We start from the raw sequence: 15,011 nt of genomic DNA, 5'->3' as shown, positions 1-15,011 counted from the left end.
ATATCATTAGAACCATCTAGCTCAATCCCGGTTACGAAACGCCAGCCAACCTGCAATCACCGTAAACGTCGCCACAATCGCCACCACGATCCAAAAGCCGTCTTCATGCTGCGCTAACGGAATACCGCCGACATTCATCCCGAATAAACCAGCGATGATGTTGATCGGTAGTGCCAGCACGGTGACGATGGTTAAAACAAATAGTGAGCGATTATTTTGTTCGTTCACGCCGGCAGCGATTTCTTCTTGCAGCAACTTAATCCGCTCTTGTAGCGATGCCATATCGCTTAGCACTACCGCAAACTCTTCTGTTGATTGCCGCAACTCTTGTACATCACTCTCTGCGACCCAGACTGGTGGCTTTTGTAGCAGACGGAAGAGCGCCGCTGGCTCTGGTGCCAGCAGTCTTTGCAGGCGCACCAGGACGCGGCGCAGTTCGCCTAATCTGGCGCGTTTGTGATTGAGTCGTTCAGCCAATAATTTGTCTTCAATCTCATCCACTTTGGTAATCGCGTTGCGTACGATACCGATCAGCACATCGGCCTGATCGCGGAATAAATGCGTCAGTAATTCTGTCGGCGAATGAAATAACTCGCCATGATTCACCGCATTCCGCAGGCGATCTACCGATTGCAAAGGCTTGCGCCTTGCACTGATCAGGACCTTGTTGGTTAAACTAAGCCATAACGTAGCGATATCAGAAACATCGAACGCAAAATCATGCAAGACGTCGTTGACCACCGCAATCAGACCATTATCGGCATGCTCGATCCGGGTTGAACGCGACCCCTCATGCAGCGTTTCATAAAACTCTTCGGGCAAGTCGGTATGCTCATGCAGCCATTTTTCTGCCGCGACATTACTCAGATTAAAGTGCAGCCAAATAAACGCATCTGCCTTCTCAGCGACGGGCTTTTGCAGCCATGCCAAGGCTTCTGGCGTGTGTACCACTTGCCCGGCTTGTCCCTGCACAAATACATAGCCACAAATCAATCCGGACAAATCTGATCCATACGACAACTGATCAATTTGCATCTTGCCATCCCTAGTGAAAAAAATTGGACTTATTGTAAGCGTAGAAAGTCACAAAAACCGTAAAAATGCGTTTTTTACAAAACGAATATATTGCAATGCATTATGATCATGTCCAGGGAATTAATTTCTGAACCTTCATTCTGGAGTGGGTATGCACCGTTGTAGTATGTTGATCAGCCGCTTAAGCTTTATCACTCTGCTCTATCTGGTTTTGTCCCCTTTTAGCAATGCCGCTATTGCCCAACAAAAAAGCCTGATCCTGACGACGGAAGACTATCCCTCATTCAATATCGTCGATCCTGAAACCCGCAAGATAAACGGCATCTCCACAGAAAAAGTAACTGAAATCATGCGCCGTGCCGGGGTCGCGATCAGCATCCAAGCTTACCCTTGGGCGCGCTCCTACCTGATGGCGCAACGGGATACTGATACCTGCGTTTTTTCTACTACCCGTACCCCGCAACGCGAAGCTTTATTCAAATGGGTAGGGCCGCTGGTTAAAAATAACTGGGTCATTTTTGGGCGGGCAGATGATACGCGCAAGCCTAAAAATATCGACGATTTACGTGGCTATATCATTGGGGTATATCGCCAGGGTGCGGTGAGTGAGTTTTTTAGTTACAACGGGGGCATACAAATCGATATCGCCAACTATGATGAAGAAAACCCACGCAAGCTGATGTATAAGCGTTTTGATTTTTGGGCCACCGGCGAAAAACTTGGTAACAGACTGATCAAAGCCAAAGGATATACGGGCAAAATTGTGCCGCTGTTCCAATTTAATCAGGTCGAGTTATACCTTGCCTGCAATCCGCTTACGGCGCAAAGCAATATCGACCTTTACAACAAAATCCTGAGAGACATGGAGAAGGACGGCACCGTGTCCGCGATTGAACGTAAATATCAGTATCAATCTCAGTGAGCTGATGCCCCAGCACGTCGCGTAAAGTAGGTATCGATTTTCGTGCTTGTCGCACACATCCTCAGCCTCCGTCACCCAAATTCCGTCCTCCATCGCAACCGTCTTGTTAGTCAATGGTGCGCTGACTAACATAGGCATCGTTATCAACTACTTCGGAGTACCAAATGAAATACGGAAAAACAATCCTGGCCGCAGCACTGATCGCCGCCGCGATGAACTTATCATTTGCTGGGATGTACAACTTGGCATACCCAAAACCTGGAACGTGAATACGGGTTATCAAGACCACTATCCGCACCCCGATTAAAGACCTGGCACTGCAATTGGATACAGAAAAATTCTGGCAAATCTCACGCAGTACGATTGTGAATGTCGCCGCAATTGATGCGGTACAAAGAGTCGATGGCGGCTTAGCTTTTCGTATCCACGGTGATGCCGGATGGATAGCTGTATCACAGGCGTTTCAGCATCAATTTAAGCAAATGTGATTTTAGAATTATTTACTGAGTATTTTTAATACTGCTTTTGACTACCTACGTTCGCTGCTGGTTTGATTTTCCTTGTATTGCTAGGGAAGGGAAAATAACCGCTTGTCTTCAACTGCCAAGATTGCAAACGGTTCTTTTCAACTGGTCGTGCGCCAGCTAGTTGCATAGAGACTTGGCCTGCGATAGCCCAAGACCTAAGGTCTAAACTTAGTCGCCATGCTAACAAGGCATCCATTACACCTGCCTGTAGCCAAACGTCCCACGGCGACTCATCATGCTTCAAACCCTGATGTACTGCATCTACCAACCGGTGTAAGCATAATCTGGCCTGGTTGTTGTCAGAGACAGTCTTAAAATTTTTAAGCAGGGCATTTTTGCCAGCAGACCGCTTTGCCATGATCGTCATGACGTATTGCACTTGTTGCATGGTAAGACGCACGGTTTGTTTTGGTATCGGTGCAGTGAGTGGTATTACTGGGGCTAGCCGTGGACGCGTAGCAAAACAAGACCCCAGCATCAGAGCAGCCAGTCTTAACCATTCTTGCGGTTGCAGACCATCGGTCGCATCTGTCTGTTGCGATAAGGCGTAGACCTCTTCGTAAGTGCGATCAGCTTTTGCACGATTGGCCAAGGTACTCACAACCGCTAAATTATGCGGTGCGTAGGCTGCGTCGTTGTTTAAGCGGTCAACCGACCAATCGGTATCTTTTAACTCTCCATGCGTAAGTGCACGACGAGTTACCGGGCATTGCTCTACGTCAATCTGCTGAATCAAATCAGGGTTAATTTGTGGATCGACAATTCTGTGTCGGCGCAATGCGTTTAAGCGTAATTGCAGATATTTGTTGATATATCGATTGCCTAGTTTTTTAACCACATTGATCGACGCTGCATGCAAAAATCCTTCGACCACACTCTGCGGCCAATCGGTGCAAGGCTGTCGTTTTCCGAACTGGAACAAGTCGTAGCCTAGTACGCGACCAATTTCAGCAATATCAAGATCATCCATGAAGCCAATCACCTTTTTTGGATTGATGACAATAATCGATGGCCTCGTCAGGCTTAAAAATTTAGTTAAACCGGTCTCAATATGAGTGCCATATTTTTGTATGAAGATTATCAGATTCCTCATACAAAAGAAGAACTTTTACATCTCTATTTATAACTTCTAAGTATTTTGAATTAATTGAATCCAATGACGATTATTTGCCGTATTAAGAAAATAGCAAAAGTATGATGATGTGATTTATAAGTATCTGAGTTATAGAATTTGTAGTATTTTTATTAAGTAACTAATAGCCCGTTCGTACGGAAAAAATCTTTACTAATTGCGGAAAAATTGAAATAACGTATGATTATTTAATTTTTTATCATACAAAAAGCGTAAAACCATTATTGGGAGCAACACATGCTAAAGAAGAAAAATATCGCCGTCCTTACTACACTTGCGCTACTTTGTATGCAAGCGACACAAGCTCAAACGAGCGCTACTAAGGACGCTGATAATACAAAAAATAGCAAAGATGGCGATGCTATCCAGACCGTCACGGTAGCGGGCAATTACGATAATGCGATCGGTACTTCCAACGCAGCCAGTCAGGGTTCCGTTACTGCCAATCTGATCAGCAACCGGCCTGCGCTGCGCGCCGGTGAATTATTGGAATTTGTACCCGGCATGATCGTGACTCAGCATAGCGGCGATGGCAAGGCAAACCAATATTTTTTACGCGGCTTTAATCTGGATCACGGTACTGATTTTGCGACCTATGTGGATGGCATGCCGGTGAATATGCGTAGCCATGCACATGGTCAGGGCTATTCGGATCTGAACTTTTTAATGCCCGAACTGGTACAGCGCATCGATTATAAAAAGGGACCTTATTTTGCCGACGAAGGCGATTTTGCTTCAGCGGGCGCAGCACATATCCGGCTGGTAGATAAGTTACCTCAAGGGATTGCGAGTCTATCTTTAGGTAGTTACGGTTATCAACGTGCCGTGCTGGCGAATTCTCTCGCTGCGGCAAACGGCACGCTGCTATATGGTCTGGAATTAAACCGTAACAACGGTCCATGGGACACACCAGAAAATGTTCGTAAATACAGCGGCATATTGCGATACAGCCAAGGCACGCAAGATGACGGTTTTAATGTTACTGCGATGGCATATAAAAATAGCTGGAACTCGACTGATCAGGTTCCCTTACGCGCTGTGCAATCGGGTTTGATCGACCGTTTTGGCGCGATCGATCCTAGCGACGGCGGGCAAACCTCGCGCTATAGTTTGTCGTACTCCATGCGTAAACGTACTCAGGATTCTTTGTTTGAAATGGATGCCTACGCGGTGCAATCTTCGCTCGATCTGTTCAGCAATTTCACTTATTTTCTGGACAATCCAGATGGTGGCGATCAGTTCAATCAAAGCGAGCGTCGGCGTATGCTGGGCTTTAACGTGAGTCAGAGCTGGTTTAGCAATATCGGCGGACTGGATATGCGCAACAAAGTAGGTTTGCAAACCCGTTACGATAATGTATCGCCGGTCGGTATCTACAACACCATCGCGCAACAACGTGTCTCCACCATACGCCAGGATGAGGTAAAAGAAGCCAGCGCTGGCTTGTATGCCGAGAACACCATACAGTGGCTGCCCAAGTTGAGAAGCATCGCTGGCGTGCGTTACGACGCCTACCATTTTGATGTGAACAGCAGCATACAAGGCGACTCTGGCAAAGTGAACGACCATATCATCTCGCCCAAACTATCGCTGATTTTTGGGCCATGGGATAAGACTGAATACTTCGCCAATTATGGCAGCGGCTTCCATAGCAATGATGCGCGTGGCACTACGCAAACACGCTTACCTGATGGCGGCGCATCAACACCAGTGACACCTTTAGTCAAAACCAAGGGTGGTGAATTAGGCATGCGGACTGAAATTATTCCGGGCCTGCAAAGCTCACTGGCGCTTTGGCGTCTGGATATAGATTCAGAACTTTTGTTCGTTGGTGACGCCGGAGAAACTGAGCCTAGCCGCGCCAGCCGACGCACAGGAATTGAATGGAATAATCATTACATCGCCGCGCCATGGTTGTTGCTTGATCTGGACTTGGCAGCGTCTCGCGCACGCTACACACAGTACGATCCGGTTGGTGCATATATCCCTGGCTCTATCGACCGGGTGGCCTCCTTTGGCGTTACCGTTACCGATGTGGGCCGCTGGTATGGTGGCTTTGATCTACGCTATTTTGGTCCACGCCCTCTGGTCGAAGATAACAGCGTACGCTCGTCGTCCACCACATTGGCCTATGCACGCGTCGGCTATAAAATATCACCTAAAACAAAACTTACACTAGATGTATTCAACCTGTTTGACAAGCAAGCTAGTGACATCGATTATTACTATCAATCCCGCTTGAAGGGCGAATCGCCAGATGGTGTTAATGATGTCCATTTCCATCCGGTAGAACCTCGTACGATGCGGTTGAGCTTAGTACATAATTTTTAATCCGAATCCGTCATCATCCCCATTCTATTTTTCATCATGAAGGAACACCATGCGACGCTTAACCATTTCAGTCGATGACGATCTGGCAGATGCTTTTGATCAGTTGGTAGAAAGCAGAGGCTATTTAAATCGCTCCGAGGCTTTTCGTGATCTGGTGCGTAAAGAATTGGGCGAAGCCGATGTCGCCACCGGAAAAGCCAAATGGTGCGTAGCAACCGTCAGCTATGTCTATGACCATCACGAACGCCAATTAGCCAATCGTCTGACCCACATGCAGCATGAGCACCACGATATTGCTATCGCCTCGCAACACATCCATCTGGATCATGACAATTGTTTAGAAACCGTCGTGCTGAAAGGAAAAATGGCCGAGGTGCGCGCCTGCGCTGATGCCATCATTTCACAAACCGGGGTTCGGCATGGCAATGTACATGTGGTACCGGTAGACATCAAAAAAGAGAAATATTCACTGGTAGGACATACTCATGTTCACCCTCATCGATGAGATTATTTTATTGCTGAGTGTCTAGGAATTCGGAAGCAGCTCAGATGCTGGTGTTCGTATTTTGACTACGGCTATATTCCCGGGGAGAGCATTGCATGACACGCTTGAAAGCGGTGCTGAACGCGCTCTCAGATTCATAGCCGAGTGAGGGGGCAATCACTGCGATCGACTCATTCGAGTTCAACAATCTGTCTCCGGCAAGTAGCATTCTCCATCGTGTCAGATACTCCATTGGCGACTCTCCTACTGTCTTTTTAAATCTCAGCGCGAAGGTCGAACGGGACATATGCACACGATCCGCCAGGCTTTGTATAGTCCATTTATGCGCCGGATGACGATGCATCTCGTTGATAGCAGCGCTGATCTGCTTGTCGGTCAATGCATAAAGCCATCCCACACCACCACTCGACCCTTCCGATCCTTCAGCAAGGAAGAGTCGCAGCGCCTGCACCAGCATCAGGTGTGCAAGATGTTGCGCCATCAAAAAGCCACCCGGTTGCGGCTCTCTTAGCTCCCGCATGATCTGTTCTATCGAACCGCGCAGTGCTTCTTTGTCTGACTCTTTTCGTATGTGGATGATTGCTGGCAAAGCTCCCAATAGCATGCCAGCGTGCCTACCCGTAAATTCGAAAAACCCTCCCCAGCCGTAGCAATCGCCTCCGCCGTTAACGGTAACAGTATCGCCTTCAGGTACAAGGGGGAACACCTCTCCTGCATCAACCGGTAGCAAGTTAGGATCACTGCCGAGACGAACTGCATATCCCTTCGGTAATAAAACGCAGTCACCCTGCTTGAGAGGTATCGATTCCGCGACGCCTTCAACACTCAGCGTGCACTGTCCGCAAAGTACGGCATAACACTTGATACCTTGCTGTTCCGGAATCCGTATCGACCATTGTCCGCCCGCATCCAGTCCACGGAACATATAGCTGCGTGGCTTGAGCAAAGATAGAACATCAGAGAGCGGATCCATGGTCATTCCCGGACGATTGAAAAGATGACTCAGACTATAGAGCATGGATCGTCTTAAGACAACCATCTATCATTTGTCTATCAAAACCTTATGCAGCCCAGCACAGACTGATGCAGGTGGATACGAGCTAATACGAGCTATTAATCACAGAGAGTTTCAAATGACGACAAATACCGCTGCGTGGATATCAACGAAACGAGCTAATCTTGATGTAAAGCCTGCACCGTACACTCCACCGAAAGACAACGAAATTGTTGTCAAGAACCGGGCTATCGCCATCAATCCGCTGGATTGGATACTCCAAAGTGCAGGCGAATTGGTATTTTCCTGGATCAAATATCCGTTTATTCTTGGCTCAGACCTCGCGGGGGAGGTAGTCGAGGTTGGCAAAAATGTGACTCGCTTCCAACCGGGTCAGCGCGTCCTGGCTCACGCGGTTGGAAGCGATCCAAAGCGAAACAGTGCGGCGGAAGGTGCTTTTCAAACCTATACCGTCGTCCTCGAACACATGGCATCACCGATCCCTGACCATATGCCTTATGAGAGTGCTGCCGTTCTTCCGCTGGGACTATCGACCGCCGCTTGCAGCTTGTTTGAAAAAGACCAGCTGGCGCTACAACATCCCTCGGTGACTCCCAAACGAACAAGAAAAACGCTACTCGTTTGGGGAGGTTCAACCAGTGTTGGTAGCAACGCTATTCAGCTCGCGGTTGCCGCTGGCTACGAAGTGATCACAACTGCCTCGCCCCACAATTTTGATTACGTCAGAAAACTCGGCGCTAGCCAAGTATTTGACTATAAAAGTAAAACTGTGATCACCGATATCATCAACGCTTTTAATGGCAAAACTACTGCAGGTGCCTTAGCCATTGGAGCAGGTTCTATGGAAGCGTGTCTGGATATTATTCACGCATGCAAGGGGAATAAGTTCATCTCTATGGCGACGTTTCCGGTCAGTTTTCAGAAGATGAAAAAGGACTCCAACCTGCGGCTACAGTTTTTCCGTCAATTACCCAAACTCATCGCTTTCGTGATCTCGATGCTACTGAAGTCGCGCTTAAGAGGCATTCGGACGAAGGCCGTCTTTGGCAGCTCGTTGATTGCAAACGAGGTGAGTAAAATTGTCTATGTCGATTTCTTACCGCAAGCATTAGCAGCAGGAAAATTCCTTGCGGCACCAGCACCGTATGTGATCGGCAAAGGTCTAGAACATGTACAGGCAGGCCTGGATATGCAAAGAAGTGGTGTGTCCGCTAGCAAAATAATTATCGCCCTCTGAGAGACAGTTATTCGCAGAATATTTAAAACTGTCGCATGCTAATAAACTCAGAATTCTAAGAAGGGAGCAGTTCTATGACTTCACTCAATACAGCGCATAAGACACTGATCATTTATGGCTTAATCATGGTACTTGCGATGGTACCTACGTATATCTGGTCGAAGTTAGATTCAAGGACAATTCGTGAGGTCGGTGTGTGGGTAAAGCCCATGAAATTCATGGCGGCAATGGCATTATTTGCCATCACTTCCGCATGGCTGATGTTGATTTCCGGAGTGAGCTCAGAAGCTAACTCCTCACTCAAATGGATCGCTATATTAATAGTCAGTACCTCTTCCTTTGAAGTGGGATATATCACCCTCCAAGCCATCATGGGAGAAGCATCTCACTACAATACGTCGGATTTACTGCATACCGTCATGTGTGCTCTGATGGGATTGTTCGCCGTATGTCTGACTGCATCGCAAGCGATACTCGCTTGGGTGATCTGGACTCACAATAGCAATTCGACCGCATCGGTAACGCTGATCGGGATTACGGTTGGTTTGATACTGACCTTTGTGCTTGCCACGGTGAGCGGCTTTCTTCTCGGGGGTAATCAGCCCCCACAAGGGATGGGGCTGCCAATAGTCGGATGGCATTTTTATAAAGATATCCGGCCATCGCACTTTCTCGGCGTTCACGCTCAGCAATTCATACCCGCCTTTGGTCTGTTGGCTGACCGGTTTCTGGGACAGTCAGCTTTTGTGGGGTTTAGTGCTATGACGATAGGCTACCTTCTGGCATGGGCAAGTTTAACTTGGGCAGGGCTGATGAGGTCGTAATGAGAGTAAAAGACAAGCCGTAGTAACATCAAAACTTTAAAGAAAAATGTATTCAATACACACTAGTTATTTTCTGGAAATGTCAAAAAAATGCCTCTGATTTTCGTACGTTTTATTCTAGGAATTATCTTGCTCCAGGTTCTGGGATGCTCTTCCGTACAAAGCTATCCCAAGTCCGATCACTATGATGGCACCAGCTTCTTTAATCCTGATAATCCAAAAGGTAACGGACTTTGGGATGGTTTGAAATTACTGTTTTCGTTTGATTTTGAAAGCTGGCCGGACTCGGTTAAAAATGCTCAGGCTCTTAATCTCCATAGAAATCGGGGTAAGGACGAGGTAGCAATTACCTTTGTAAATCATGCGACGGTACTGATTCAAACTGAACACTTTAATTTATTGACTGATCCTGTTTGGGCAGAACGTGTCAGTCCATTTAGCTGGATTGGTCCAAAGAGACATCGACAACCCGGCATCGCTTTTTCTGACCTGCCGGAGATTGATATCGTTGTCATCAGCCACAATCATTATGACCATTTAGATGTAGAGACACTCAAGCAATTAAATACTACTTTTCATCCAATGTTTATTGTCCCTCTCGGAAACAAGAAACTACTGGAAGAAAATGGAATACAACAGGTTGTTGAACTCGACTGGTGGCAAAGTGTAGAGACACCGCAAAAGCTTAAGCTGAGTTTGGCACCAGCGGAGCATTTTTCAAATCGCTGGTTATTTGATAAAAATCAAAGCTTATGGGGGAGTTATGTCATTTCCTTTAACGGACATACTGTGTATTTTGGAGGTGACACCGCGTACTCTTCTCATTTCAAAGCGATACGAGAGCACTTTGGTTCACCAGACATCGCATTTCTGCCCATTGGTGCCTATGAACCAAGATGGTTTATGAAGCAGGTGCATATGGATCCAGAGGAGGCCGTGCAAGCGCATGTAGACCTCGGGGCAAAACAAAGTATCGGAATACATTTTGGAACCTTTCAGTTGACCAATGAGAGTATTGACCGGCCTGTAAAAGATTTACATTCCGTGCTAGATCAGAAAAAAATAGTAAGAAATGAATTTCTGACACTTGAAGAAGGATCTACAAGATTATTCAAACTGAGTAATGTAAAAAATGATTTGTAGCGATGGTTTTATTTAAACATTGATTTTGAGTGAACATCTTCGCCTGCGATTAAAAAGTTGGCGCGTACTGGATAATGAAAAAAGCCAGGCTTACTGCCTGGCTTTTTTTACTCGTTACTCAAGTGTTTTTACGAAATTACCTCGCCTTTGCCTTAGCCTCGTCACCGGCGATAAAAGTGCTCATCTTTGCCGGGTCTATATATTTTTTAAACGCGGCATTCATTTGCTCCAAAGTCACCGCTTTGATTTTATCGTCCAGCGCCTGACTCCATGCCCAGGTACGGTTCAGATATAAATCGTAAGCCCAACCGCCAGCGATGGCCGCATCGCTGGTACGGTTTTGTGCGCGTTGTTGTAGTAAACCGGACTTGGCGCGGCTTAATTCTTCCTGCGTAAATCCCTGGCTCAGTGCGCGCTGTAATTCTTCTTTAATGGCGGCTTCTAGTTTGATTAAATTTTGTGGTGCCGCAGTGGCACTGATGCTGAAACTACCAACCGGATCAAAATCACCGGCAGATAAATCAGAACCACCGCCATAAGATAAACCGTCTTTTTGGCGAATCCGGTCCATCAGTCGTGAGTTCAATCCCGAGCCTGCACCGAAGATGTAATTTGCCAGACTGAGTGCCGGGTAATCGCTATCGTCTTGGCGTAAAGCTAGATTCATCCGGCTTACAAAATAGCCGTTCTCTTTGTCTGGCGTATTAAAGGTCTGACGTATTGCGGGAATCGTCTCCTGGTAATCGACCAGACGTGCGTAGGGTGCGGCACTTTTCCACTCTGCAAAGGCAGTTGTCACCGCTTGTTTGGTGCTCTCTACATCCATATCGCCGACAATCGCTAACTCACCTTTGGAGGCACCGTAAAACTGTTTGTAATAGGCTTTTATCTCTTCCAGATTCAGCTTGCGGGCGCTGGCAAGTGATTCGTCTATGGTTTGGCTGGCGCGAATATCGCCTTTGGGGTAGCGGTTAAAATGCTGTGCCAACGCCTGGTTGGCGACAGTTGATGGCTCGTTACGACTCCCCTCTACTCCTACAATCAGCGACTCGCGTGCTTGTATAAATTCGCTGGCGGGGAAGCTTGGTTCACGCAGTACATGCGCCATCAATGCGATGGCAGCGGGTAAATTTGCCTTGGTGGTCTGGTAAGAAAACGCATTGCCAGTAATTTTAAGTTTTGCCATTTCATCCGCTAACTGCGCGCGGCTATATTTGCTGGTGCCCGCAGTAAGCAAACCGCGAGTGAATGCGGCAACGGTTTTTTTATCGAATAAACTTTTCTCATCACCCCAATGCAAACTCAACGAAACGTTGACCGTTTCACCGCGAGTTTTCTTAGGCAATAACGCAAGATGTAAACCGCCGATGGTGGCATGCTGTGTACGCTTGTCGATATTGGCTGGCGTGGAATCAAATACTTCTGCGCTTAAAGTATCGGCCTTAGGTTTAAAGTCCTTCATGACATTAGCCATGCTTGGTGCAGCGCTGATCTCTGCGCGTTGTGGTGCATCCTCAGGAATGAACATGCCAATGGTACGGTTGTCACGGACAAAATAACGTTTGACTGCGGCAGTGACTTGCTCTGCTGTGACTAGCTGGCTATTGTCTCTGTCCTTAAACAAATACCGCCAGTCACCCAGAGCAATATATTCCGACATGCTGATGCCAATAGACTCGTGATTGTTTAAGATTTTTTCATACTCGTTAGCAGTGTCGAGTTTGACTCTGTCCATCTCTTCTTTGGTGGGAGGGTTCGCTTTAAAATCCTCTATCCCTGCTAGTAAAGCATCTTTAGCCGCATCAATAGACGCGTCTTTTTTTACCACGGCACCAATGATTTTAAGACCTGGCGCCACGCTGCCCAGATCGCTAGAAAATACCTGGACGACCTTGCCTGTTTCTACCAGTTGTTTGTGCAACCGACCATTGGGTGAGTCGGTCAAAATATCGCCCGCAAAGCCAAGCGGGTCACTATCCGGATGTAAGTTAGCCGGTGTCTTATATGCCACCATCACCAGTTGGATATCGCCTTTGCGCCGGACTACAAAATTACGCTCGCCATCCTGCGTAGGCTCTACTGTCCAGAACGTTGGCAGCACTCGTGTCGGCTTGGCGATTTTGCCAAAATCCGTAGCAATCCATTGCAGAGTTTTGGCCTGATCAAATTTACCGGCGACTAACAAAACGGCATTATCGGGCTGGTAATACTGATGGTAAAACGCTTGCAGATTTTCTATCTTAACGTTCTCAATATCACTGCGGTTGCCGATAGTAGCGTTGCCGTAATTGTGCCAGTCAAAGGCGACGCTTTGCATACGCTTCATCATTACGCCGCTAGGAGAATTTTCATCCCCCTCAAACTCATTGCGTACTACGGTCATTTCTGAATCCAAATCTTTTTTGGCGATATTGGAATGCACCATACGATCTGCTTCCATCTGCAAAGCCCACTTCAGATTATCGTCACTGGCCTGGAATAGCTCGTAATAATTGGTGCGGTCTAGCGAGGTGGTGCCGTTCATGCGCATGCCGCGCTGGTTAAATTGTTCAGTAATTTTTGGATTATTGGGTGTGCCCTTAAACATCATGTGTTCTAACAAATGTGCCATGCCGGTTTCGCCATAATTCTCAAAACGCGATCCCACCAGATAAGTCACATTGACGGTGATGGTTGGCTTGGATGCATCTGGCATCAGCAATACTTTTAAACCGTTTGGCAAACGGTATTCAGTAATCCCTTCTACGCTAGTAATCTGGCTGACGCCTTTTGGCAAGGCATAAGCGGCCAGATGAGTAAGGTCAGCCGCATTAGTTTTCGGCGAGAACAGTAAGCTCAAGGTCAGCACCAGACCAGACACCAGCATGCCACTTGCCATAGTTTTATGCATGCGTTGCCGGGCTGACTTTAGATTGCTGGAAAAAACATGGGCTGGAGCCATTGACGTAACCACAGGCAACTTAACTGCGGATGACTCAAATACAGGGGACAGAATCGACATCGATAATCCTTGTGGGCACTTCATCAAATAACGCGGGTATTTTGCTGCATGAGTTTAGAGGCTCACTTTAACAATCACTGATTAGAACGCTGCGGGCAAATTTAATTCCATTTACCGCAAAACAAATTTGTGTGGTTAAAACTACTATCTGGCCAACGATCCAAAAAAATATACTGTCATAAGTATATTTTAGTTGTCCATAGGATTACTGGACAATTAGCCGATTTTGTTTAATTTTTAGGGGAGTATATGCAATTACTCTACAAAATTACGCTGCTGAGGCCGGTATTTCTACACTCAGCGTCTGGCTACCAGACCAGCTAGCACTGGGTGCCAATACGACAGGACGCATGACGGTGGCGGCTTCGATGCATAGCATGTGTTGCTCGCCGCCGGCTTCCATATCGGCTAAGGCTGCAGCTTTTTCTGCCCCTGGATTCCAGACTACGGCGTCGGTAAATCCTGTTTGACTAATGCGGGTTATTTGCTGCGGCTGGTACATCACTAGTTGTGCTGGGAGTTGTGGCACATTGGCATAAATTCTGTCGATCTCACCTGTAATCCGCAAACTCGCGTCTTGCTCCAGACACTCGCTGACGCCGCTGACCGAGTCCCGATAACGCAAACCCGCCAAGCCATGCACGCTCACATCGGCAATCTGATCCACCGCCAGATAGGTGTGTAAAGCGCTGGTAAAACTAAAACTGGTGTCGCCAGTATTGTGGATGCTTAGTTGTATTGTCAGGCGATTGCCCGCCACGCTGACGGCGAGTTCTGCGCGAAAAACATGCTGCCAGATTTGCAGGCGGGCGATATTTTCTTGCAGATCAAAAATTGCATATGCAGCGTCTTCGGCGCTTTCTGTCCTGTAACCAGTTTCCACTAAACGCCACAAGGATGTGCGCGCAAAGCCATGTTTAGGCAAGGCACCGACGTTAGCAAATTGCGGAAAAATCACAGGCACGCCGCCGCGAATGGCAGTGCCATCCGAGGTTGATGAGGCCTTACTCAAAAATAACTGCTCACGACCACCAGCAGGTATCCACGAGTACGCATGCGCACCATGCGGAGTGATAGTGGCGCGGGCGCCATCTTTAGCTTGCAAAATCAATGGTGTCATCAGACTTCATCCGTGGTGATAAAAGACAAAAAATTGGATCTGCCAGTATAGGAGCGAAAGGCTTTTTTTGTGGAGGCGGCTTAAAAAATGATCTGTAAAAATTGTATCTCGACTTACATAAGCTTTATATCCGCGCCAAGCAACGCAATCCAGTACAAAAATTATATAGGTGACAATTGGTACAACAATATTAATCAGCAGACCAGACCTTTCTCTACG

13 protein-coding genes are annotated in these 15,011 nt (G+C 47.2%); 8 read left to right on the top strand and 5 right to left on the bottom strand.

Annotation, left to right across the window (positions count from 1 at the left end):
- Positions 1 to 21: 21 nt before the first annotated feature.
- Positions 22 to 1,035 (bottom strand): transporter, encoded by a 1,014-nt coding sequence (locus AAKU61_RS11475; protein ID WP_354332326.1) that lies wholly within the window; start codon positions 1,033 to 1,035, stop codon positions 22 to 24.
- 151 nt (positions 1,036 to 1,186) lie between these two features.
- Between AAKU61_RS11475 and AAKU61_RS11470 the strand changes: the two genes are divergently transcribed.
- Genes AAKU61_RS11470 through AAKU61_RS11460 form a run of 3 tightly spaced genes read left to right on the top strand, consistent with a single transcriptional unit; the run spans position 1,187 to position 2,445 of the window.
- On the top strand, positions 1,187 to 1,957 hold the full coding sequence (locus tag AAKU61_RS11470; protein WP_354332324.1) for a substrate-binding periplasmic protein: 771 nt from the start codon (positions 1,187 to 1,189) through the stop codon (positions 1,955 to 1,957).
- Positions 1,958 to 2,003: 46 nt separating this feature from the next.
- On the top strand, positions 2,004 to 2,264 hold the full coding sequence (locus tag AAKU61_RS11465) for a hypothetical protein (protein WP_354332322.1): 261 nt from the start codon (positions 2,004 to 2,006) through the stop codon (positions 2,262 to 2,264).
- A 16-nt stretch (positions 2,265 to 2,280) separates the two neighbouring features.
- Positions 2,281 to 2,445, top strand: coding sequence for a LytTR family DNA-binding domain-containing protein (locus tag AAKU61_RS11460; protein WP_354332320.1), 165 nt, complete (start codon positions 2,281 to 2,283; stop codon positions 2,443 to 2,445).
- Between the two features lie 25 nt (positions 2,446 to 2,470).
- Here AAKU61_RS11460 and AAKU61_RS11455 read toward each other — a convergent pair whose 3' ends face one another.
- Complete coding sequence (locus AAKU61_RS11455; protein WP_354332319.1) at positions 2,471 to 3,454, bottom strand: hypothetical protein; 984 nt, start codon at positions 3,452 to 3,454, stop codon at positions 2,471 to 2,473.
- Between the two features lie 399 nt (positions 3,455 to 3,853).
- On the opposite strand from AAKU61_RS11455, the gene AAKU61_RS11450 reads away from it, so the two are divergent.
- Positions 3,854 to 5,947, top strand: coding sequence for a TonB-dependent receptor (locus AAKU61_RS11450; RefSeq protein WP_354332317.1), 2,094 nt, complete (start codon positions 3,854 to 3,856; stop codon positions 5,945 to 5,947).
- Positions 5,948 to 5,996: 49 nt separating this feature from the next.
- On the top strand, positions 5,997 to 6,452 hold the full coding sequence (gene nikR / locus AAKU61_RS11445; RefSeq protein ID WP_322120734.1) for a nickel-responsive transcriptional regulator NikR: 456 nt from the start codon (positions 5,997 to 5,999) through the stop codon (positions 6,450 to 6,452).
- Positions 6,453 to 6,492: 40 nt separating this feature from the next.
- On the opposite strand, the gene AAKU61_RS11440 is transcribed toward nikR, so the two are convergent.
- The gene (locus AAKU61_RS11440; RefSeq protein ID WP_354332315.1) at positions 6,493 to 7,425 is read right to left on the bottom strand and encodes an AraC family transcriptional regulator; all 933 of its coding nucleotides are present in this window, start codon (positions 7,423 to 7,425) and stop codon (positions 6,493 to 6,495) included.
- 160 nt (positions 7,426 to 7,585) lie between these two features.
- Here AAKU61_RS11440 and AAKU61_RS11435 point away from each other — a divergent pair, with 160 nt between their 5' ends.
- The 3 genes from AAKU61_RS11435 to AAKU61_RS11425 all read left to right on the top strand — a co-directional run bounded on the left by AAKU61_RS11435 (position 7,586) and on the right by AAKU61_RS11425 (position 10,671).
- Entirely contained in the window at positions 7,586 to 8,704 is a 1,119-nt protein-coding gene (locus AAKU61_RS11435; protein WP_354332313.1) for a zinc-binding alcohol dehydrogenase family protein, read from the top strand.
- Between the two features lie 74 nt (positions 8,705 to 8,778).
- Positions 8,779 to 9,528 carry a hypothetical protein gene (locus tag AAKU61_RS11430; RefSeq protein ID WP_354332311.1) on the top strand — a complete coding sequence of 250 codons (750 nt, stop codon included), beginning with the start codon at positions 8,779 to 8,781 and terminating at the stop codon, positions 9,526 to 9,528.
- 129 nt (positions 9,529 to 9,657) lie between these two features.
- Positions 9,658 to 10,671: an MBL fold metallo-hydrolase gene (locus tag AAKU61_RS11425; RefSeq protein ID WP_354332309.1), complete on the top strand. Its 1,014-nt coding sequence runs from the start codon at positions 9,658 to 9,660 to the stop codon at positions 10,669 to 10,671.
- A gap of 136 nt (positions 10,672 to 10,807) precedes the next feature.
- Here AAKU61_RS11425 and AAKU61_RS11420 read toward each other — a convergent pair whose 3' ends face one another.
- Both AAKU61_RS11420 and AAKU61_RS11415 read right to left on the bottom strand, forming a co-directional pair.
- A complete protein-coding gene (locus tag AAKU61_RS11420; protein WP_354332308.1) occupies positions 10,808 to 13,672 on the bottom strand; it encodes a M16 family metallopeptidase in 2,865 nt (954 codons plus the stop codon).
- Between the two features lie 268 nt (positions 13,673 to 13,940).
- Complete coding sequence (locus AAKU61_RS11415) at positions 13,941 to 14,792, bottom strand: D-hexose-6-phosphate mutarotase (protein ID WP_354332306.1); 852 nt, start codon at positions 14,790 to 14,792, stop codon at positions 13,941 to 13,943.
- Positions 14,793 to 15,011: the final 219 nt, after the last annotated feature.

The organism is Undibacterium sp. GrIS 1.2, assembly GCF_040544435.1.
In the GTDB taxonomy this organism is placed as follows: domain Bacteria; phylum Pseudomonadota; class Gammaproteobacteria; order Burkholderiales; family Burkholderiaceae_D; genus Undibacterium.
Note: the sequence above shows the minus strand (reverse complement) of the source record. Positions and strands in the feature narration are given on the sequence as shown.

What these genes read in the sequence shown, in the direction of transcription:
- AAKU61_RS11430 (WP_354332311.1), top strand. Translation starts at nt 8,779, where the DNA reads ATGACTTCACTCAATACAGCGCATAAGACACTGATCATTTATGGCTTA.
- AAKU61_RS11470 (WP_354332324.1), top strand. Translation starts at nt 1,187, where the DNA reads ATGCACCGTTGTAGTATGTTGATCAGCCGCTTAAGCTTTATCACTCTG.
- nikR (WP_322120734.1), top strand. Translation starts at nt 5,997, where the DNA reads ATGCGACGCTTAACCATTTCAGTCGATGACGATCTGGCAGATGCTTTT.
- AAKU61_RS11475 (WP_354332326.1), bottom strand. Translation starts at nt 1,035, where the DNA reads ATGCAAATTGATCAGTTGTCGTATGGATCAGATTTGTCCGGATTGATT.
- AAKU61_RS11420 (WP_354332308.1), bottom strand. Translation starts at nt 13,672, where the DNA reads ATGTCGATTCTGTCCCCTGTATTTGAGTCATCCGCAGTTAAGTTGCCT.
- AAKU61_RS11440 (WP_354332315.1), bottom strand. Translation starts at nt 7,425, where the DNA reads ATGGATCCGCTCTCTGATGTTCTATCTTTGCTCAAGCCACGCAGCTAT.
- AAKU61_RS11455 (WP_354332319.1), bottom strand. Translation starts at nt 3,454, where the DNA reads ATGGATGATCTTGATATTGCTGAAATTGGTCGCGTACTAGGCTACGAC.
- AAKU61_RS11435 (WP_354332313.1), top strand. Translation starts at nt 7,586, where the DNA reads ATGACGACAAATACCGCTGCGTGGATATCAACGAAACGAGCTAATCTT.
- AAKU61_RS11415 (WP_354332306.1), bottom strand. Translation starts at nt 14,792, where the DNA reads ATGACACCATTGATTTTGCAAGCTAAAGATGGCGCCCGCGCCACTATC.
- AAKU61_RS11450 (WP_354332317.1), top strand. Translation starts at nt 3,854, where the DNA reads ATGCTAAAGAAGAAAAATATCGCCGTCCTTACTACACTTGCGCTACTT.